The 18761-nt window shown below is 70.8% G+C and carries 21 protein-coding genes and 1 pseudogene; 8 read left to right on the top strand and 14 right to left on the bottom strand.

What is annotated here, in order from left to right; genetic code table 11:
- The first annotated feature begins 1 nt into the window (after nt 1).
- The gene (locus YWW_RS0105085) at nt 2–1735 is read left to right on the top strand and encodes a protein kinase domain-containing protein (RefSeq protein WP_155829933.1); all 1734 of its coding nucleotides are present in this window, start codon (nt 2–4) and stop codon (nt 1733–1735) included.
- Nucleotides 1736–1863: 128 nt separating this feature from the next.
- On the opposite strand, the gene YWW_RS0105080 is transcribed toward YWW_RS0105085, so the two are convergent.
- The gene (locus YWW_RS0105080; protein ID WP_026929259.1) at nt 1864–2217 is read right to left on the bottom strand and encodes a hypothetical protein; all 354 of its coding nucleotides are present in this window, start codon (nt 2215–2217) and stop codon (nt 1864–1866) included.
- 425 nt (nt 2218–2642) lie between these two features.
- Between YWW_RS0105080 and YWW_RS0105075 the strand changes: the two genes are divergently transcribed.
- Entirely contained in the window at nt 2643–3137 is a 495-nt protein-coding gene (locus tag YWW_RS0105075) for a DUF3145 domain-containing protein (RefSeq protein WP_026929258.1), read from the top strand.
- 71 nt (nt 3138–3208) lie between these two features.
- Here the strand turns inward: YWW_RS0105075 and YWW_RS0105070 are convergent, their stop codons facing one another.
- Together YWW_RS0105070 and YWW_RS37225 are read right to left on the bottom strand one after the other, a co-directional pair.
- Complete coding sequence (locus YWW_RS0105070) at nt 3209–3853, bottom strand: mycothiol-dependent nitroreductase Rv2466c family protein (protein WP_026929257.1); 645 nt, start codon at nt 3851–3853, stop codon at nt 3209–3211.
- Nucleotides 3854–3862: 9 nt separating this feature from the next.
- On the bottom strand, nt 3863–4429 hold the full coding sequence (locus YWW_RS37225; protein ID WP_026929256.1) for a hypothetical protein: 567 nt from the start codon (nt 4427–4429) through the stop codon (nt 3863–3865).
- Here YWW_RS37225 and YWW_RS37950 point away from each other — a divergent pair.
- Nucleotides 4310–4741, top strand: a pseudogene (locus YWW_RS37950) (helix-turn-helix domain-containing protein); the annotation flags it as partial. The gene YWW_RS37225 and the pseudogene YWW_RS37950 sit on opposite strands and share 120 nt — an antisense overlap.
- A 75-nt stretch (nt 4742–4816) precedes the next feature.
- Here the strand turns inward: YWW_RS37950 and truB are convergent.
- The 4 genes from truB to YWW_RS0105040 form a co-directional block, all read right to left on the bottom strand.
- Complete coding sequence (truB, locus tag YWW_RS0105055; RefSeq protein WP_026929254.1) at nt 4817–5710, bottom strand: tRNA pseudouridine(55) synthase TruB; 894 nt, start codon at nt 5708–5710, stop codon at nt 4817–4819.
- Nucleotides 5711–5937: 227 nt separating this feature from the next.
- On the bottom strand, nt 5938–7284 hold the full coding sequence (locus YWW_RS28425) for an MATE family efflux transporter (protein ID WP_051325402.1): 1347 nt from the start codon (nt 7282–7284) through the stop codon (nt 5938–5940).
- The gene (gene rbfA, locus YWW_RS0105045) at nt 7281–7727 is read right to left on the bottom strand and encodes a 30S ribosome-binding factor RbfA (protein ID WP_026929253.1); all 447 of its coding nucleotides are present in this window, start codon (nt 7725–7727) and stop codon (nt 7281–7283) included. The genes YWW_RS28425 and rbfA overlap by 4 nt, the downstream gene beginning before the upstream one ends.
- 19 nt (nt 7728–7746) lie before the next feature.
- Complete coding sequence (locus YWW_RS0105040; RefSeq protein WP_026929252.1) at nt 7747–8043, bottom strand: DUF503 domain-containing protein; 297 nt, start codon at nt 8041–8043, stop codon at nt 7747–7749.
- 246 nt (nt 8044–8289) lie between these two features.
- Between YWW_RS0105040 and YWW_RS28420 the strand changes: the two genes are divergently transcribed.
- The 3 genes from YWW_RS28420 to YWW_RS0105025 all read left to right on the top strand — a co-directional run bounded on the left by YWW_RS28420 (nt 8290) and on the right by YWW_RS0105025 (nt 10847).
- Nucleotides 8290–8820 (top strand): DUF6069 family protein, encoded by a 531-nt coding sequence (locus YWW_RS28420; RefSeq protein ID WP_035699529.1) that lies wholly within the window; start codon nt 8290–8292, stop codon nt 8818–8820.
- 76 nt (nt 8821–8896) lie between these two features.
- A complete protein-coding gene (locus YWW_RS0105030) occupies nt 8897–10159 on the top strand; it encodes a sensor histidine kinase (protein ID WP_026929251.1) in 1263 nt (420 codons plus the stop codon).
- A 40-nt stretch (nt 10160–10199) separates the two neighbouring features.
- Nucleotides 10200–10847, top strand: coding sequence for a LuxR C-terminal-related transcriptional regulator (locus YWW_RS0105025; protein WP_026929250.1), 648 nt, complete (start codon nt 10200–10202; stop codon nt 10845–10847).
- On the opposite strand, the gene YWW_RS0105020 is transcribed toward YWW_RS0105025, so the two are convergent.
- The 7 genes from YWW_RS0105020 to rimP all read right to left on the bottom strand — a co-directional run bounded on the left by YWW_RS0105020 (nt 10842) and on the right by rimP (nt 17872).
- Nucleotides 10842–11243 (bottom strand): type II toxin-antitoxin system VapC family toxin, encoded by a 402-nt coding sequence (locus YWW_RS0105020; RefSeq protein WP_026929249.1) that lies wholly within the window; start codon nt 11241–11243, stop codon nt 10842–10844. The two genes, YWW_RS0105025 and YWW_RS0105020, sit on opposite strands and share 6 nt — an antisense overlap.
- A complete protein-coding gene (locus YWW_RS0105015; RefSeq protein WP_026929248.1) occupies nt 11240–11476 on the bottom strand; it encodes a FitA-like ribbon-helix-helix domain-containing protein in 237 nt (78 codons plus the stop codon). Before YWW_RS0105015 ends, YWW_RS0105020 begins: the two co-directional genes overlap by 4 nt.
- A 35-nt stretch (nt 11477–11511) precedes the next feature.
- Nucleotides 11512–12957, bottom strand: coding sequence for a methyltransferase (locus YWW_RS28415; protein ID WP_051325400.1), 1446 nt, complete (start codon nt 12955–12957; stop codon nt 11512–11514).
- 4 nt (nt 12958–12961) lie between these two features.
- Nucleotides 12962–15871, bottom strand: coding sequence for a translation initiation factor IF-2 (gene infB / locus YWW_RS37690; RefSeq protein WP_026929247.1), 2910 nt, complete (start codon nt 15869–15871; stop codon nt 12962–12964).
- 80 nt (nt 15872–15951) lie between these two features.
- Nucleotides 15952–16371: a DUF448 domain-containing protein gene (locus tag YWW_RS37945; RefSeq protein WP_081687207.1), complete on the bottom strand. Its 420-nt coding sequence runs from the start codon at nt 16369–16371 to the stop codon at nt 15952–15954.
- The gene (gene nusA / locus YWW_RS0105000; RefSeq protein WP_026929246.1) at nt 16313–17335 is read right to left on the bottom strand and encodes a transcription termination factor NusA; all 1023 of its coding nucleotides are present in this window, start codon (nt 17333–17335) and stop codon (nt 16313–16315) included. Before nusA ends, YWW_RS37945 begins: the two co-directional genes overlap by 59 nt.
- 75 nt (nt 17336–17410) lie before the next feature.
- Nucleotides 17411–17872 carry a ribosome maturation factor RimP gene (gene rimP / locus YWW_RS28410; RefSeq protein ID WP_035699535.1) on the bottom strand — a complete coding sequence of 154 codons (462 nt, stop codon included), beginning with the start codon at nt 17870–17872 and terminating at the stop codon, nt 17411–17413.
- Nucleotides 17873–17951: 79 nt separating this feature from the next.
- Here rimP and YWW_RS36415 point away from each other — a divergent pair, with 79 nt between their 5' ends.
- Together YWW_RS36415 and YWW_RS36410 are read left to right on the top strand one after the other, a co-directional pair.
- A complete protein-coding gene (locus tag YWW_RS36415) occupies nt 17952–18350 on the top strand; it encodes a hypothetical protein (RefSeq protein WP_026929245.1) in 399 nt (132 codons plus the stop codon).
- Nucleotides 18347–18760: a DUF4439 domain-containing protein gene (locus YWW_RS36410; protein WP_051325399.1), complete on the top strand. Its 414-nt coding sequence runs from the start codon at nt 18347–18349 to the stop codon at nt 18758–18760. Before YWW_RS36415 ends, YWW_RS36410 begins: the two co-directional genes overlap by 4 nt.
- Nucleotide 18761: the final 1 nt, after the last annotated feature.

Raw genomic sequence — 18761 nt, 5'->3', positions numbered from 1 at the left:
CTTGAGCTCCCCCACTCCGGCAATCCCCGGCTACCGCGACTTCGAGATGGTCGCGCACGGGTCGACCGCGTTCGTCTACCGCGCCGTCCAGGAGCGCCTGGACCGGACCGTCGCGGTCAAAGTCCTGCTCGTCGACGACGACATGACCACCGCCGACTCGGTCGAGAAGGAGCTCGAGGCTACCGTCGCGGTCTCCAACCACCCCCACATCGTCTCGATCATCGACACCGGCGCCACCGAGGACGGGCGGCCGTACATCGTCATGGAGTACTGCGACGGCGGCTCGTACTCGGCGATCCTGAAGGCCGGCGGTCCGCTGCCGGTCGACGACGTCATCGACGTGGGCGTCAAGATCGGCCTGGCGCTCCAGGCCGCCCACTCGGCCGACATCCTGCACCGCGACGTCAAACCGCAGAACATCCTGCGCGGCCAGTACGGCCCGGCCCTGGCCGACTTCGGGATCGCCCGCGCCCCGGCGGCGCTGTCGGCGACCGAGGCGATCGACAAGCTCACGCCCCTGCACGCCTCCCCCGAGGCGCTGCTGCGGCAGGCCCAGACCCCGGCCAGCGACCTGTTCAGCCTGGCCTCCAGCATGTGGCACCTGCTGGCGGGCTTCGCGCCGTTCGCCAACCCCGAGGGCGGCACCGACCCCGACACGCACCGCTCCCGCGTCACCTCGGAGGCGCCGCCGCCGAAGGTCCCGCGCGACGACGTCCCGGAGTGGTTCGAAGGGCTGCTGGTGCAGGCGCTCTCGCGCGATCCGAACCGGCGCCCCGAGTCGTGCCAGGCGTTCGCCGAGGAGCTCCAGCGGGGCATGTACGGCTCCGCCGGCGGGGTCGGCAAGGCCCAGGCACCGTCGCGCATCGCCGACGTCAGCAACGAGGAGACGGTCTTCCGCCCCGAGGGGCCGCCGCCCTCGCAGCGGGCGCCGCTCGACCCGTTCGCGCCCGTCGGACCGCCGCCGAGCCCCGAATCGGCCTACACGCTCGGATCGGGCGTCACCGGCGAGCGCACCGACGGCTACGCCTCGCAGCTCGGGCACGCCGTCGACCCGCGCTACGTCTCCCAGCTCGACGGCGCGGCGCCGGTGAGCAGCGCTCCGCCCGTGTCGGCGGCCCCGCATTCGGCGCCGCCGCAGGCACCGGTGAGCATGCAGCCGCCCGCGACGCCGTGGATGCGGCAGCAGGCCCCGCAGACGCACGCCCCGCAGCAGCCGGTGTTCGCCCCGCCGGTCATCGCCCGCGACGGCGAGAAGCGGCCCCAGTCAAGGCCGCTGAAGACGCCGAAGGCCCCCAAGCCGCGAAGCCCGCGCGACGAGCGCGGCCTCAAGCCGTACGTGGTGCTCGGCCTGGTGATCACGGTGGTGCTCGGCGCGGTCATGACCGTGTGGCTGTGGCTCCTGTCGCCCGACGGCTCCCCTGAGGACCTCGACCAGGCGAACACCGAGGGCGACGGCGCGCCGCAGAACCTCGCCATCGAGTCGTGGGCCGACGGGCAGATCACCTTGAGCTGGGATGCTCCGGACGAGGAGTCGCGGCTGGAGTACCTCGTGTTCGCCATCCGGGCCGGCGACGAGAAGGCCGAGCCGATCGGCCAGCCGACGACCGACACCGAGTTCACCGGAGGCGGACTGAACCCGGCCGAGGACTACTGCTTCCAGGTGGGCGCGGTGCACGCCGTCGACGACGTGCCGATGTCCGAACCGGTGTGCACCGACGATCAAGGCGGGGAATAGGCGCCGCTGAAAGACGCCGATCGGGTGAAGCGAGAGGGGCGCCCTTTCGCTCGAACAGTGTTTCGGCGCAAAGAAAAAGCCCCACGCCTCGCGGTGTGCGAGGGTGGAGCTTCTCGTCCGATCGGAGCTCAGGCGGCCGCTTCTGCGACCTCACCGAACGCGCCGGACTCTTCGAGGGTCTTCAGCGTGGTGTCCCAACCCTGCTCGGCGGGGAAGTCGGCCGCGAAGGCCTCGATCTCGGCCTTGATCTTCTCGCCGTGCCCGGCCTCGTTCAGGGCCTTGACGGCCTCGACGAAGGCCTCCGAGCCGGTGGCGAGGTGCAGGTTGCGCCCGTCGGTCAGGTTGCGCAGGTACACGTGCTTGCCGTTGTTGAGCGGGATCAGGTACTTGAACTCACCGAGGACGTTGAGTCCGCCCGCAGCGCCTGCTTTCTGTCCGGCCTTGACGGAAGCGCGTGCGGTTTTCGAAGTGTTGGCTGCCACGCCGGTCTCCTCACCATGTGTGTGTAAGACGAATGTTCGGCCAGACGCAGGAAGCAGCCCGGAAGGGGTGCAGAACCTGGGTTGGACCACAAAAGAAAACCGACAGTGTGCCGGTCAAGCGCAAGTGTAGCTCAGTGGAGTTCCGTGCCGACTAGCACATGGAGCAGGCGTGATGCAGCGAACTCATAGAAAAAGTGAGCGCTAGGAGCGGTTTAAGCCTAGCGCGATCCTTTCGAAGCTGTCAGTATGTAAGTGAGCGGAATAGCGTGCCGGGTTCGAGTTCATCCCTCACTTGACCCGGTCGATACCCGTTGGGCGGCTTCAGGCCGTCTTCACCATCGGCGACGCTTGCGGAGCCGTAAGTTAGACAACCCCACAAGGAGTGAGCCAGTACTCAGATACGCCGATTCCCAAGGAGGTGCGCGATGCAGACACGCGGCGTGATCTACATCCACTCCAGCCCGCCGGCGGTGTGCCCGCACGTCGAGTGGGCGATCGGGCGTGTCCTGGGTACGGCGACGGTCAAGCTCGGCTGGTCGCCGCAGGAGGCCGAGCGCGGCACCATGTGCGCCGAGCGCGCCTGGACGGCCGAGCCGGGAGTCGGCGCCGAGATCGCGAAGGCCTTGGCGCAGTGGCCGATGCTGCGGTTCGAGGTCACCGAGGACCCGAGCGCGGGCGTCGACGGCGAGCGGATCATGCACGTGCCCGGTCGGGGCGTGTACCGCGCGGCGATGAGCGCCGGCGGCGGGATCATGATCGCCGAGGACCGCATCCGGGCGCTGCTGGCGACCACCACGAGCGCCGAGGCGCTGCGAGGCGGGCTGGACCAGCTGCTCGGTCTGGAGTGGGACCGCGAGCTGAGCCCCTACCGCCAGGCGGCCGGCGGCGACGAGCAGTCCTGGCTCTCCCAGGTCAGCTGACCGTAGTAGCGACCGCAGACCGGCCCCGCGCGAATGCGCGGGGCCGGTCGTCCATGTCCGGGCGGTCTCGGTCAGTCGAGGGCGAGGTTGCCGAAGTCGGGGCCCTTGGTGCGGGTGCGCTTGAGCTCGTAGAAGCCCGGCGTCGTCGTCACCGCGTAGACGCCGTCCCACAGCTTCGCGGCGGCCTCGCCCTGCGGGGCCGGGGTGACGACCGGGCCGAACAGGCCGACCCGCTCGCCCTCGTCGTTCTCGACGGCCACCACCGGGGTGCCGACGTCGGTGCCGACCAGGCCGATGCCGCGGTGGTGCGAGGCCTTCAGCGCCTCGTCCCACTGCTCCGTCTCGGCCGCTCCGGCCAGCTCGGCCGGCAGGCCCGCCTTCTCCAGGGCCGCCGGGATGAACTCCTCGGGGTCCTTCACGCCCCGCAGGTGGATCTGGTTGCCCAGGGCGGTGTACAGCCGCCCGAGCGTCTCGTTGTCGTACTGCTCGGCCACGGCGGTGGCGACGCGCACCGCCGGGAGGGTCCCCGGGAGCATCTCGGCGTATTCATCGGGCAGCTCGTCGAGGTGGGGTTCATTGAGCACGTAGAGGCTCATGACGTTCCATCTGATGTGGAGATCGCGAAGCTTCGACGCCTCGATGATCCAGCGGGAGGTCATCCACGCCCACGGGCAGGCGGGGTCGAACCAGAAGTCCACGGTCTTGGTTTCAGCCATGGCGACAGCCTACGCGCCCGCCGGACGGTGATCCGGTTCGATGAAGTTGATCATGGAACGGTGACATACCGGATAAAATTCCCGTTGATGCTGGTTAAAACACGACACGATGACAATCCGGTACATCCGCTCGCCGTCGCGACGAGCTTGCCCACCGGCGTCGAGGTGCTCACACTCGCCGAACTCCGCGACCGTCCCGACGCGGCCCTGCTCGCCCGCCCGCTGCGCTCGGACAAGCACCACCTGCTGACGCTCACCTCCGGCTCGCTGCGCCACTCGGTGGACTTCACCGAGTACACCCTGCGGTCGGGCAACTGGCTGTGGGCGCGCCCGGGCCAGGTGCAGCAGTGGGGCGATCTCGAAGGCGCCGAAGGGACGCTGGTGATGTTCGAGGGCGGCTTCCTGGACCCCGACACCGCGATCGGGGCGGGCTCGGAGGACCCGCACGCGCCGGTGATGCGGGTGCCGGACGCCGAGGCCCACCCGATCCTCCGCGTCGCCGCCAGCCAACTCCAATGGGAGTTCGGGGCCACCGAGGTCCTGCCGCTGGACGTCCGGCTCCAGATCCTGCGGCACCTGCTCGCGGTCCTGGTGCTGCGCGTCGCGTGCCTGCCGGCGCCGGCCGGTCCGGTGCGCGAGCCCGGCGAGGTCTACGCGGCGTTCCGCGACGCCGTCGAGCGCGACTTCGCGAACTCCAGGCGCCTGAACGACTACGCCGCGACGCTGGCGTACTCTCCGCGCACGCTCTCGCGGGCGACGCTGGCGGCGGCCGGGGTGGGCGCCAAGGAGTTCATCGACCGCCGGGTCATCCTGGAGGCCAAGCGGCTGCTCGCCTGCTCGGACGAGGCCGCGGCGCGGATCGGGGCGCGGCTGGGCTTCTCGAGCGCCACGAACTTCAACAAGTTCTTCCACCAGCGGACCGGGACGACGCCGATCGCCTTCCGCACGGCGTGCCTCAGATCCTTAGGCGGCGGCGAAGACCGTCTCGGGTCTGGCGAGCTCGCCGCGCTCGACCATGACGGCGAGCAGCTCGCCGCGCTCGTCGAGGACGGCGTAGCGGCCCTCGATCGCGGCGGCGGCGATGGACTTGCCGTACGAGAGCGCCTTGGCCTCGGCTTCGGTGGCGGTGCGGGTCGGCATGAGCCGGGCGGCGGCCTCGCCCATCGGCAGCGTCCCGAGCGGCCGGCCGTGCTCGCTCCTGTCGGCGAGCTCGTCGAGGGTGGCGGCGGCGTCGAGGCCGAAGCCGCCGACGCGGGTGCGGCGCAGGGCGGTGAGGTGGCCGCCGACGCCGAGGGCCGCGCCGAGGTCGCGGGCGATGGCGCGGATGTAGGTGCCCGAAGAGCAGGAGACGTCGATGTCGACGTCGAGGGACTCGCCGCGGGCGATCCGCCCGACGTCGATGGAGGCGACGGTGACGCGCCTGGGCTCGAGCTCGACGGTCTCGCCTTCGCGGACCCGCTTGTAGGCGCGCTTCCCGTCGATCTTGACGGCGCTGACGGCACTGGGGACCTGGTCGATCTCGCCGACCATCGCGGCCAGGGCCTCGCGCACGGCCTCCTCGGTCACGGCCGAGGCGTCGGCGGTCGCGGTCACCTCGCCTTCGGCGTCGTCGGTGACGGTGGCCTGCCCGAGGCGGATCGTCGCGGCGTAGGCCTTGTCGAGCCCGGAGACGTAGGTGAGCAGCTTGGTGGCCTTGCCGACGGCGACGATGAGCACACCGGTGGCCATGGGGTCGAGCGTGCCGCCGTGGCCGACCTTGCGGGTGCCGCAGATGCGGCGCATCCGCGACACCACCCCGTGCGAGGTGATGCCCTGCGGCTTGTCGACGACGATGATGCCCGGCTGTGGTGAGGTCACGGTCGTACAGGCTAACCGTGGCCGCCGGAGCGGCGGGCGCGGGTGGCTACTGGCGTCGGTCGAGCGATTCCTGGAGGGCGCGCAGCGCCTCCGCCTTCGCTTCGTCCCACTTATTGGGACGCTGTTGGCGCTTGCGGACGTTGACTCTTCTGGTCCTCATCCTCGATACCTTAACGAACGTTCAAGATCACCGCAGCAGGCAATCCACATGATGGGACAAAAATTCTTCAGACGCGCTCGGCGCCGGTGACGATCCAGGCACCGGATCTCATGCGCCACATGATGAGTGCCAGCCGCACCAGCACCGATACGGCGAGCGCGGCCCAGATGCCGGTCAGGCCCCAGCCGAACACCAGCGTGAGCCAGGTCAGCGGCAGGCCCGAGAAGATCGCGATCAGCGTCATGTTCCGCATGAACCGCAGGTCGCCCGCGCCGATGAGGACGCCGTCCAACGCGAAGACCACGCCGGCCAGCGGCAGCATCACCACCAGCCACGGCCACACGTGGGCGAGCTGATCGTGGACCGCCGCGTCATCGGTGAACAGGCGCGGCAGCAGCGGGAGCAGGACGAGCACGATCAGCATGAACACGGTGCCGTAGCCGAGCCCGACCCACGTGACGCGCCTGGCCGAGGCCCGAGCGGCGGCGGGGCGGTCGGCCCCCAGGTCGGCGCCCACGAGCGCCTGCGCGGCGATCGCCACGGCGTCCAGCGCCAGTGCCGCGAAGAACCACAGCTGCATGCCGATCTGGTGCGCGCCGAGGGCGGCCGTGCCGACACGCGCCGCGACGGCCGTCGCAGAGAAGGAGCTGATCTGGAACGCGCTGCCGCGCAGAATGAGGTCGCGGTTGGCGACCAGCTGCTTGGACATGAGCGGCCAGTCGACGCGCAGGCTCACCCGCTCGCGGCGCAGCGCGGCGACGAACAGGGAGCCCGCGATGGCCTGGGCGACGACGTTGGCCCACGCCGAGCCGACCAGGCCGAGCCCGGCCGGGTAGACCAAGATCGGGGCCAGGGCGGCCGAGACCAGGAACGAGAAGGTCACGAACCACATGGGGCGCTTGGTGTCCTGCACCGCGCGCATCCAGCCCTGGCCCGCACCCGCGACCAGGAGGAAGGGCGCGCCGAGGATCGCGACGCGCAGCCACTCGGCGGCGGCTCCGGCGACGGCCGGGGAGTCGCCCATCGCCGCGGTCAGGGCCCCCGCGAAGAGCTCGACGAGCACGATCATCGCCAGGCCCGCGGCGAGAGCGATCCAGGTGCCCTGCACGCCTTCGGCGACGGCCCCGGCCCGGTCGCCCGCGCCGAAGCGGCGCGCGGCGCGGGCGGTGGTGCCGTAGGCGAGGACCGCCCCGATGAACGGGGCGAGGCCCATGAGGGTTCCGCCCAGCGCGAGACCGGCCAGCGGGACCGCCCCGAGATGCCCGACGACGGCCGTGTCGATCAGGAGGTAGACCGGCTCGGCGGCGAGGACGACGAGCGCCGGCAGCGCGAGCGAGGCGATCCGGCGGTACGACGCCGGGCCCTCGCCCGCGGACGGCCCGCGGGCCTCGCCGAGTCCGAGCTCGGCGCTCATGAGGGCTTGCTCTCGCCCTCGTCCTCTTCGTCGTCCTCGCGATACGGGTTGGGGTCACCCGCGTAGCGGGCGCCCTCGGCGAGCTTGTGGACCTCCGCGTCGGCCTGCGCGGCCTGCGCCAGGAGCGCCTCGATCCGGTGGGCGTGCTCGGGGACCGTGTCGGCCACGAACGCCAGCGACGGCGTGTGCCGCATGCCGAGGGCGCGCCCGACGGTGGTGCGCAGATGGCCGGTGGCCCGTTCCAGTGCCGCGGCGGACGACTTCACCTGGTCCTCGTCGCCGAGCACGGTGTAGAAGACCGTCGCCTCGCGCAGGTCGGGCGTCATACGGGCGTCGGTGATGGTGACCATGCCGACGCGCGGGTCCTTGAGCTTGCGCACCGCCTGCGCGGTCAGCTCCATCACCCGCTTGGCCACCTGGGCCTGCTTTGCCGCGTCTGCCATGTCGTTTCCTGCTTCCTACTCACTCGTCTTCGGGGCCGAACAGGCGCCGCCGGGCGCCGAGCAGCTCCACTTCGGGACGCGCGGCGACATGCTTCTCGCACGCGTCGAGAATTTCCTGCACATGGAGGTTATCCCCCGCCACGGCGGCTATCCCGATGGTGGAACGGCCGTGGAGCTCCTGGTGACCGACCTCCGCCACCGCCACGTCGAACCTCCGCAGGGCGGCCACGATCGGGCGCACATAGGAGCGCTTGGCCTTCAGCGAGCGGGAGTCGTCCGGGAGGAGGAGATCGAATTCAACACATCCGGTGAACACCGCTCAAGATTACGCGGCGCCTGCCGCGAACCCCAAGATCTTTTCACCGCCCCGCCGCCGCCGATGCGAGCGGGCCCGCAAGCGGCGCACCGGAGGGCACAGACGAAGGGCTCGGCCGCGGCGATCCGCGCGGCCACGCCCGGAATCGGCTGTTTCGCGATGTGAATCACGTACGCCTGACACCATGGCGGTTGAGGGCACCGCCGCGAACCCGCGGTTCGCGGGCTTCGCCGAGAGGGAGGACCGATGTCAACACCGCAGAGCGGTTGGGACCAGCACAACGAGCCGACGCGGCGCTACCCGGCCGTGCCGCCGAGCGAGCCGGAGGAGGAGGAACCGGTCGTGGAGGCCGGGAAGCTGTGGGCGGGCGGATTCGGCACGGCCGTGGTGGCCGCGCTGGTGGTGCTCGTCGGCATCCTTCTGGTCCGCGGGATCCTGGAGATCGACATCCTCTCGCCGTCGGAGGCCGGCACCTACGGCGACTCCTCGACCACCACGTACGCCTTCGGCGCGTTCGCGGTCGCCATCCTGGCCACCGGCATGCTGCACCTGCTGCTGCTCCTGATGCCGCGGCCGATGAGCTTCTTCAACTGGATCATGATCCTGGCCACGGTCGTCGGGGTCCTCATCCCGTTCACCGTCGTCGCCGACCTCGAGTCGCAGATCGCGACGGGCGCGATCAACCTGGTCGTCGGCATCTGCATCACGAGCCTGCTGGGCTCGGTCGGCGCCATCGCCACCCGCATGCGGGGGAACCGGGGCGCGCGCGTGCGTTGAAGGTAGGGCTGTCCCCACCCCCGAGATGCCAGCCCACCGGCTTCCGGAGACCGCCCCCGGTCTCTAGATTTGACGCATGCGCAAAACACTCCGGCAATTGGGGATCGACACCGCCTACAATCTCTCGTTGTTCCCGATCGCCTTGCCCGCCTTCATCATCACCATCGTCGGCTTCTGCCTGGGCGTCGGCACCGCGGTCATCTGGATCGGCGTGCCGATCATGGCCACGACGCTGCTCGCCATGCGGGGCCTCGCGGCCGCCGGGCGGGCCCAGATCCCCTTCGTCATCCGCCGGGAGCTCACCAAGCCCAGGTACAAGCAGGCGAAGGCCGGCAGCTCGGCGCTGCGCCGCTTCCTGACCGCGCTCACCGACGGCCAGTCATGGCTGAACCTGCTGTGGGCCGTCACGATCTTCCCGGTCTCGATCGCCGGCTTCGCCGTCACCATCGCCTGGTGGTCGGCCTCGGTGGCGGCGCTGGCCTGGCCGCTGTACGGGTGGATCATCTGGCTGGCGACCGGCTCGGATGAGAACGGCCCCGCCATCGCCGCCAGGTGGCTCGGCTGGGGCGACTCCTACGCCGCCGCGGCGGTCCTGACGTTCCTGGCCGGTGCGATCATGGCGACGGCGCTGCCGTGGGTGGTTCGCGGGCTCGCCTTGGCGCAGGGCTGGATCGGCAAAGGCATGCTCACGTCCCTGAGCAGCCTGCACGAGCGCATCGACGAGCTCGCCGAGTCCCGCGACGCGGCCACCTCGGCCGAGGCCGACGCGCTGCGGCGCATCGAGCGCGACATCCACGACGGACCCCAGCAGCGGCTGGTCAGCCTCGGCATGGAGCTGGCGCGCGTCAGGCGCCAGATGGAGGCCAACCCCGAAGCGGCCCAGCAGACCCTGGAGGAGGCGATCACGCAGACCCGCGACACGATCGACGAGCTGCGGGCGCTCTCGCGGGGCATCGCCCCGCCGATCCTGACCGACCGCGGCCTGGAGGCGGCGCTGGCGGCCCTGGCGGCGCGCTCGATGATCCCGGTCGACCTGGACACGTCCGTTCACGGACGGTACCGGTCCACCGTGGAGAGCACCGTGTACTTCGTGGTGGCCGAGGCCCTGACGAACATCTCCAAGCACTCACAGGCGACGCAGGCGTCGGTGGCCGTGGACGACTGGGGCGATAGGCTGGTCGTCTCGGTCGGCGACAACGGCGTCGGGGGCGCGCACGTCTCGAAGGGGCACGGGCTCTCGGGCCTGACCGATCGCATCAAAGCCGCCGAGGGCGAGTGGACCATCGACTCCCCCGAAGGCGGACCGACAGTGATCGTTGCGGAGGTCCCTTGCACATGAACTGCGTCCACACCCGGTCGAAGCGCCGGTGGGCCGACGAGTGCGCGTAGTGGTGGCCGATGACGCGGTCTTGATCCGGACGGGGATCGTGAAGCTCCTGGAGGAATTCGACTGCGAAGTGGTCGCCACGGTCGGAGACGGCGACGCCCTCGTGGAGGCCGTCGCCGAGCACCGGCCGGACGTGTCGGTGGTGGACGTGCGGATGCCGCCGTCCTTCACCGACGAGGGGCTGCGGGCGGCGACCAGGGCCAGGGAGCGCGTGCCCGGCTCGCCGATGCTCATCCTCTCCCAGTACGTCGAGGTGTCCTACGCCGACGACCTCCTGGCCGACGCGCGCGGCGCGGTCGGCTACCTCCTCAAGGACCGGGTCATCGACGTCGACGACTTCATGGACTCGCTGCGCCGCGTCGCGGCCGGCGGGACGGTGTTCGATCCCGAGGTGGTGTCGCAGTTGATGGTGCGCAGACGAAGTGACGATCCGGTGGCGTCCCTGACGCCGCGCGAGCGCGAGGTGCTGGAGCTGATGGCCGAGGGCCACTCGAACCGCGCGATCGGCAAGAAGCTGTTCATCTCCGACGGCGCGGTGGAGAAGCACATCCGGAACATCTTCACCAAGCTCGAACTGCGCAGCGAGGACGGCGACCACCACCGGCGAGTGAAGGCGGTCCTGACCTACCTCAGGTCATGAGCGTTCGAAGCAGACCACGGTGGCACGATGGCCGTTGACCTCGTCGAGCTTGGTGTCACAGGTCAGCAGGGGCACGTCCAGACGCTCGGCCAATGCGAGGTACGCGGCGTCATAGGCGGTGGCGTTCGCGCGAAGCTCCCAGACGCGTGAGAGCAGCGCGCGATGCTGCACCCGCTCGATCGGGGAGGCGATCACCTTGCCGATGAGGCGTTCCGCGACGGTCGTGTCGAGCTTGCCCGACATGGCCAGTCCTCGCAAGGTCTGCGCCGCCTCGAGGTCGATGACCTCCGGCGCCGCGAGCGGGCGATGCACCGCCCACCACCGCAGGCTGCGGTGCGGTGCCTTTCCGGTGAACAGTTCGATCAGAGCCGAATTGTCGATGACCGCTTCAGTCACTGGCCGCGGTTCTCCCGTTGGATCGCCACGATGTCGTCGGTACTCACTCCGCCGGTGGCCGCACGAAGCTCATCGGCCTCGGCGAGCAGCTCGGCCATGGTGGGACGCGAGGCCATGCGGTCGAGCTGAGCGCGCAGATAGGAGGACAGCGACATCCCCTCTCTCGCGGCACGCGTCTTCAACACCGCAAGGGTCTCCTCGGGAACCTCTCGGATCTGCACGTTACGTGCCATGCATGCATTCTACACCAACCGAATGCAACCTTCAGCTACTGGAGCGCCAGGAAACCGCGTTCGACGAGGCGGCGGATCAGCGGGTAGAGCTGGGCGTACAGCATGGCCGTCTCGGCGCCGTAGGTCTCGGCCAGGAGCCGCATCTGAAGACACACCTCGGCCTCGCCGTCGCAGGCGCCGAGGAAGGCCACGAGCAGCGGGTCGATCTGCTCGGCGTAGCGCATGCCGTGCCGCTGCCGGAGCCATTGGCGCTCGACCTCCCAGCCTTCGTCGCCGAGCTCGGCGGCCTGCTGGAGGGCCACGCCGTCGGCGAGCCGCAGGCGCGAGGCCCACAGCGTCTCAGGCTCGAGGTCGACCCCGCGGACGGCGAACCAGTCGGCGACGCGGTCCGACCACGGCGTCTCGACGGCGTGCCTGGCCTCCTCGCAGACGACCTCGCTCGCGCCGTCGATCCGGCGGATGCCGACCATGCCGAAGCCGATCCCTTCGACCTCGTGCTCGTCGAACCAGTCGAGCCAGGCGGCCGCCTGCTCGGCGTCGCCGGTCTCCCCGGAGTCGCGCTGCCAGGTCCGCACGTAGTCCAGCGGGTCGAGGACCTCGCGTTCGACCACCCACGCCAGTGCGCCGGACTCGGGCAGCCAGGCGGCGACCCGCTCCCCCCACGCGGTGCCGCGCACGTGCAGCCAGTTCGCCAGGAACTGCATGGTGCCGCCCGGGTTCAGCAGCCCGGTCGAGGCGGCGGCCAGTTCGGCCGCGACGCCGTCGGCCTCGCGACCGCCGTCCCGGTACCTCCAGCCGTCGCCGGGCGTGGCGACGACGAACGGCGGATTGGCGACGACCAGGTCGAACCGGCGGCCCGCGACCGGCTCCAGCATGTCGCCGCGCAGCAGTTCGAGGTCGACGCCGTTGACCTCGGCGTTCAACGCCGCGAACGCGAGCGCGCGGTCGCTCAGGTCGGTGGCGGTCACGGCCTCGGCGCGGCCGGCCAGCGCCAGGGCCTGGACGCCGCAGCCGGTGCCGAGGTCGAGCGCGGTGCGCGCCTCGGACTTGAGCGCGGCGTCGAGCAGCAGCTCGGAGGCGCCGCCGATGCCGAGGACGTGGTCGCGGGACCGAGCACCGGTGGTGTTCGGCCGCTGGTCGGAGAAGACCGCCCGCTCGTCGGCGAACTGAAGGCCCCATCCGGCGGCCACGCCGCCGGGCGAACGGACCAGCAGCCCGCAGTCGAGGGCCTCGTCGAGACCGAGCGGCGCGAGCGCCGCCGCGGCAGCCCGCTCTTCGACGACCGTGCCGACGGTGAACAGCCTGGTCCACACCCCGATCGGGTCGTCGTCGGCCGCCGCCAGGAGGCCGCGGTAGTCGGCACGGCGGGCGGCTTCCGCCGCTTCGGAGCCGTAGACGGCCGACGGCGCGGCCCGGTCGTAGCCCGACTTCCGCCAGGCCAGACCGAGCCGCGCCGCGGCTCCGCTCTCGAGCAGTCGCACGTGCTCAGTCGCGCGGCTTCTCGCGCATCTCGAAGGCTTCGATGATGTCGCCCTCTTCGATGTTGTTGTAGTTCTTCAAGGTGATACCGCACTCGTAGCCCTCGCGGACCTCGGTGGCGTCGTCCTTGAACCGGCGCAGCGAATCGATCGCGGTCTCGGTGACGACGCCGCCGTCCCGGACCAGCCGCACCTTCGCGTTGCGCTTGATCGAGCCCTTGGTGACGAGGCAGCCCGCGATGTTGCCGAACTTGGAGGAACGGAACACCTCGCGGATCTCGGCCGAACCGAGCTCCACCTCTTCGTACTCGGGCTTGAGCATGCCCTTGAGCGCGGTCTCGATCTCCTCGATCGCCTGGTAGATGACCGTGTAGTAGCGGATGTCCACGTTCTCGCGCTCGGCCATCTCCTTGACGCGGCCCTCGGAGCGCACGTTGAAGGCGATGATCGTCGCCGACTCCTCGTCGCCGGCCGCGGCCAGGTTGACGTCGTTCTCGGTGACCGGACCGACGCCGCGGTGGATGACCCGCAACTGCACCTCTTCGGGAATCTCGAGCCCGACCAAGGCCTCTTCGAGGGCCTCGACCGAACCGGCGCCGTCGCCCTTGAGGATGAGCGAGAGCGTGGTGCGCTCGCCCTCGGCGATGCGGTCCATGAGGTTCTCGAGCGTGGTGCGCGAGGCGCGTGCCGCCTGCTGGGCGGCGCGGCGCCTGGCCTGCCGCTGCTCGGCGATCTGGCGGACCGTGCGGTCGTCGTCGGCCGCGAGGAACACGTCCCCGGCCATCGGGACCGAGGCCAGGCCCTGCACCTGCACCGGGTACGACGGGGTCGCCTCGGTGACGCGGTTGCCGTCGGCGTCGAGCATCGCCCGGACGCGGCCGTAGGCCCCGCCGGCGACGATCGAGTCGCCGACGCGCAGCGTGCCCTTCTGGACCAGGACGCTGGCGACCGGGCCGCGGCCCTTGTCCAGGTGCGCCTCGATCGCGATGCCCTGCGCGTTGCCGGCGACCGGCGCCTCGAGTTCGAGGGCGGCGTCGGCGGTGAGCAGCACCGCTTCGAGCAGGTCCGGGATGCCGATGCGCGGCTTGGCCGCCACGTTCACGAACATGGTCTCGCCGCCGTACTCCTCGGCGACCAGCCCGTACTCGGTCAGCTGCTGGCGGACCTTGTCCGGGTTGGCGTCGGGCAGGTCGGTCTTGTTGACCGCGACCACGACCGGCGCGTTCGCGGCCTTGGCGTGGTTGAGGGCCTCGACCGTCTGCGGCATGACGCCGTCGTCGGCCGCGACCACGAGCACCACGATGTCGGTGACGTTGGCGCCTCGGGCGCGCATGGCGGTGAACGCCTCGTGGCCCGGGGTGTCGATGAAGGTGATCGCGCGGTCTTCGCCGTCGTGCTCGACGTGGACCTGGTAGGCGCCGATGTGCTGCGTGATGCCGCCGGCCTCGCCCGCGACGACGTTCGAGTGCCGGATGGCGTCGAGCAGCTTCGTCTTACCGTGGTCGACGTGGCCCATGACGGTCACGACCGGCGGCCTGGGCATCGCCTCGGTCTTGTCGGCCTCGTCGAGGTCGATGCCGAACTGCGCGAGCAGCTCCTTGTCCTCTTCCTCGGGGCTGACGACCTTGATGTCCCAGTCCAGGTGCGCGCCGAGCAGCTCGAGCGTCTCGTCGGGCACCGACTGGGTCGCCGTCACCATCTCGCCCAGGCCGAACAGCTCTTGGACGAGCGTGCCCGGCAGGGTGCCGATCTTGTCGGCGAAGTCCGACAGCGACGCGCCGCGGGGCAGGCGAATGGTCTCGCCGCCGCCTCGGGGCGCGCCCGACTGCATCTTCGGCGCCGAGAGGTTGTCGAACTCCTGGCGCCTCTGACGACGCGACTTGCGGGACTTGCCTCGGGGGCCGCCGCGGCCGAAGGCGCCGGCCGCGCCGCCGCCTCGGGCCTTGCCGCCGCCGCCCGCACGGCCGCCGCCACCGCGGTAGGGGGCCGGAGCGGCCTGAGGGCCACCGGCACCGCCGGTGCCGCCTCCGCCACCGGCGCCGCCGCCGAAGGTGCCGCGGTAGTTGCCGCCACCGCCACCGCCTCCGCGGCCTCCGCCGCCGGGACGGCCGCCGCCGCGGCCTCCACCGCCGCGTCCGCCTCCTCGGCCGCCGCCATCACGCCCGCCGCCGGCGGGTCGGGACGGCATCATGCCGGGGTTCGGGCGCGGGGGCATCATGCGCGGGCTGGGGCGCGGGCCGCCTGGGCGCTCGCCGCCCTCGCCCGCGGGACGCTGCTTGGATCCGCCGCCGCCAGGTGTGATGCCGAACGGGTTGTTCCCGCCCGGCTTGGGGCCGGGCCGCGGCCCGCCGGGCTTGGGCGCGCCCTCGGTGCGCGAGGCGGGCGCGGGGCCGGGCTTGGGGGCCGACGGCTGGGCGGCGCGCTTCGCGGCCTCTTCCTGCTGCCGCTTGAGCAGCTCTTCGGCGCGCTTCTGCTCGGCGGCGACTTCGATGTCGCGGGCGCTCGCCGGCCTCGGCTCGTCGACCTTCGGCGCGGGCGGAGCGGGCTGCCGCGACGCGGGCCCGGGCTTGGGAGCCGGGGCCTTGGGGGCGGCGGCGCGCTTCTTCGCGGGCGCCTTCTTCGCGGCCTTGACGTCGGTCTTGGCCTGGGCGATCTTGGCGGGACTGGGCGCCGCCGGACGCGGCTTCGGGGCCGCCTTCGCCGTCTCCTTCGCCGGTTCGGCCTGCTTGGCCGCCGGCGCCGCTGGGGCGCCCTTCCCGTCGGCGTACTGCTGGCGCAGTCGACGCGCCACCGGCGCCTCGACCGTGCTCGACGCTGACTTCACGAACTCGCCCATGTCGCTGAGTTTGGCGAGCACTTCCTTGCTCGTCGTCCCCAGTTCCTTCGCGAGTTCATGTACGCGGGGCTTACCTGCCACTGCTCTCCTCACTTCGAGGTCGCACGGGCAGCGCCCGCCGACCTCATCTCTCCACTAGCAACCAGTTCATCGGAGGAACTTCATCGCGTGGTCTTCATTCGGTCTCTACCTGCTTCGTGTGCGGGAGTCGGTCTTTCGGCCGACTCCGACTCGACATGGGCTCGCACCGCCGAGGCGTCGACCGGCCCCTCTATTCTGAGGGACCGAGCGAACGCACGCCTGCGAACTGCCTGGTCAAGGCAGTTCAAATCGTGGTGCACATGGGCTCCGCGGCCGCTGAGGCGGCGTTTCGGGTCCGGAATCAGACGAGTCACGGAACCCTCAGAGCGGTGAACGACGACGCGCAGCAGCTCGGAAGCCGCCGCGCGATCCCGACATCCCACACAAGTGCGGATTGCCGGCGCGTTGCGTTGCGATCCGTTGTTCAGTCTACCTCCCAGACTAGCGACCGCCACCGGCCGGGCCTGTCTCCTCCTTGGCCCCACCCGCCACGTGCGCATCCGATTTGATGTCGATGCGCCAGCCGGTCAGGCGCGCGGCGAGCCGCGCGTTCTGGCCCTCTCGGCCGATCGCGAGCGAGAGCTGGTAGTCGGGGACGACCACCTCGGTCGATCGGGTGGCCTCGTCGACCACCCGTACGGAAAGCGTCTTCGCAGGCGAGAGGGCATTGGCCACGAATTTGGCCGGGTCGGCGTCCCAGTCGACGATGTCGATCTTCTCGCCGCCCAGCTCGCTCATGACCGCCCGGACGCGCGAGCCCATCGGGCCGATGCAGGCGCCCTTGGCGTTGACGTCCTTGGTCGTGGCGCGGACCGCGATCTTGGAACGGTGACCGGCCTCACGCGCGATGGCGGGTATCTCCACCGCGCCCTCGTCGATCTCGGGCACTTCGAAGGCGAACAGCTTCTTGACCAATGCGGGGTGCGTGCGCGACAGCGTCACCTGGGGGCCGCGGGCGGTCCGGTTCACCTGGATGACGATCGCGCGAATGCGCTTGCCATGGTCGTAGGACTCGCCGGGCACCTGCTCGTTGAGCGGCAGGGTCGCCTCGATCTTGCCGAGGTCCACAGTGATGATGCCCCGCTCGTTGCGCTCGCCGTGCGCCTGGACGACCCCGGTGACGATGTCGCCCTCCTTGCCGGAGTACTCGCCGTAGTTCACCTCGTCGGCGGCCTCGCGCAACCGCTGGAGGATGACCTGCTTGGCGGTCTGGGCGGCGATGCGGCCGAAGCCTTCGGGGGTGTCGTCCCGCTCGGAGACGACCTCCCCCTCCTCGTTCAACACTGGCGCGAGAACGGTGGCGTCGCCCGAACTCCGATCCACGACCACACGCGCGCGGTCATCGGCGCCGGGGGTGTGCTTGTAGGCGGTCAGCAGCGCCGATTCGATCGCGCCGAGGATTGTCTCGAAAGGGATGTCGCGCTCGCGTTCCAGTGACCGCAGCGCAGCCAGGTCGATATGCACCCGTTCTCCTTAAAGAAAGTCTTGAGTTGTCCTCACCGGAGCCGCCATGCGCGCGAGCCCGGCGCCCTCGGACGCCTATTTGAGCTCGATCTGCACCTTGCCCGACCCCAGTTCGGCATAGGTAGCCGAACGGCTCGCGCCGTCGACTTCTAGTTCAATCCCCCGCTCGTCGGCGGCCACGACTCGCCCGGTGACGGGCTCCTCCCCGATGTGCACGGCCACCAAGCGCCCAATATTACGCCGCCAGTGCCGAGGCTCGGTCAGCGGACGGTCCACGCCTGGAGAGGACACTTCCAGGGTATAGGCAGTGTCGGCGAACGGGCCTCCCGTGCCGTCGGCCGTATCCAACGCCTTCGATACGGCCTTCGAGACGACCGCGACGTCGTCGAGGTTCACGCCGCCGTCGGCGTCGACCAGTATGCGCACCAACAGCCTCCGGCCGGCCTTGGTGACGGTCAGACCCTCCAGGTCGAACCCCGCCTTCGCCACGGCCGGGGCGACGATCGCCTCCACTTCGGCTTGCTGTTTCGATGCCATTGCCTCTCCTTCTGCGCCTATTTCGCCGAGATTAACCGCCCCGCGACACAAACGAAAGTCTGCCTGCGAAACTGATGGGGTGTTCACGACCCGACGCGGACTCCTCGTCGGTGCGGCCGTTCTCGCGACGGCCGGATGCACCGATACTCCAGTCAAGCTCATCGAATCCGACGCCGACCTCACCGCGCTCCTGCGAGGGGCGCGGTCGCTCGCCTCGGCCGCCGAGTCGCTCGGCTACACCGACATCGCCGCCGACCACACCGCCCACATCGAGACCCTCGAGCGACTGCTGCTGCCCAATGTGGTCGAAGAGGAGGAGGCGGCGCCGTCCATCGCCGACGCCGCGGCGCTGGCCGAGGCCGAGAGCGAGGCGAGCGGCGTGGCCCGCGAGGCCTGCCTGACGACCACGGGCGACTACGCGGTGCTCTTCGGCGAGATCGCCGCCAGCCGCGCCGCCCACGCGGCGGTGATCGCGTGACGGTCGTCGACACCGGGCTCGCGGGCGAGTACGCCGCGATCCACGCCTACGGGACCGCCGCCGTGCACCTGAGCGGTGCCCCGCGCGACCTGGCCGAGGCGCTCGAGGCCGAGCACCGCGACCGGCGCGACGCGCTGCTGGACTTCTACGACGGCCACGGCATGGAGGCGGCCCCCGCCCAGGCCAGCTATGACATCGACCCGATCGGGGACGCCGAGGCGGCCCAGGCGCTGCTGCTCGACGTCGAGGAGCGGCTGGCCACCACGTGGCGGGCGGGCGTGGCGTCCGAGGAGCCCGCCGAGCGGGAGATCTGCCTGAACATGCTCACGGCCAGCGCCGAGGCGCTGGCGCGCTGGAGGATCGCCGTCGGCGAGGCGGCGGCCGCCCCCTGGCCGGGCAGGCCCGCCTAGT

The sequence above is a fragment of the Glycomyces tenuis DSM 44171 genome, from assembly GCF_000427885.1.
GTDB classification, from domain to species: domain Bacteria; phylum Actinomycetota; class Actinomycetes; order Mycobacteriales; family Micromonosporaceae; genus Glycomyces; species Glycomyces tenuis.
This window is presented reverse-complemented; position numbering and strand designations above follow the sequence as displayed.

Bases quoted from the DNA above. Each gene is read 5' to 3' on its own strand.
- YWW_RS0105075 (WP_026929258.1), top strand. From the start codon at position 2,643: ATGCAGACACGCGGCGTGATCTACATCCACTCCAGCCCGCCGGCGGTG.
- YWW_RS0105070 (WP_026929257.1), bottom strand. From the start codon at position 3,853: ATGGCTGAAACCAAGACCGTGGACTTCTGGTTCGACCCCGCCTGCCCG.
- YWW_RS28425 (WP_051325402.1), bottom strand. From the start codon at position 7,284: ATGAGCGCCGAGCTCGGACTCGGCGAGGCCCGCGGGCCGTCCGCGGGC.
- rbfA (WP_026929253.1), bottom strand. From the start codon at position 7,727: ATGGCAGACGCGGCAAAGCAGGCCCAGGTGGCCAAGCGGGTGATGGAG.
- YWW_RS28420 (WP_035699529.1), top strand. From the start codon at position 8,290: ATGTCAACACCGCAGAGCGGTTGGGACCAGCACAACGAGCCGACGCGG.
- YWW_RS0105030 (WP_026929251.1), top strand. From the start codon at position 8,897: ATGCGCAAAACACTCCGGCAATTGGGGATCGACACCGCCTACAATCTC.
- YWW_RS0105015 (WP_026929248.1), bottom strand. From the start codon at position 11,476: ATGGCACGTAACGTGCAGATCCGAGAGGTTCCCGAGGAGACCCTTGCG.
- YWW_RS37945 (WP_081687207.1), bottom strand. From the start codon at position 16,371: ATGCGCACGTGGCGGGTGGGGCCAAGGAGGAGACAGGCCCGGCCGGTG.
- rimP (WP_035699535.1), bottom strand. From the start codon at position 17,872: ATGGCATCGAAACAGCAAGCCGAAGTGGAGGCGATCGTCGCCCCGGCC.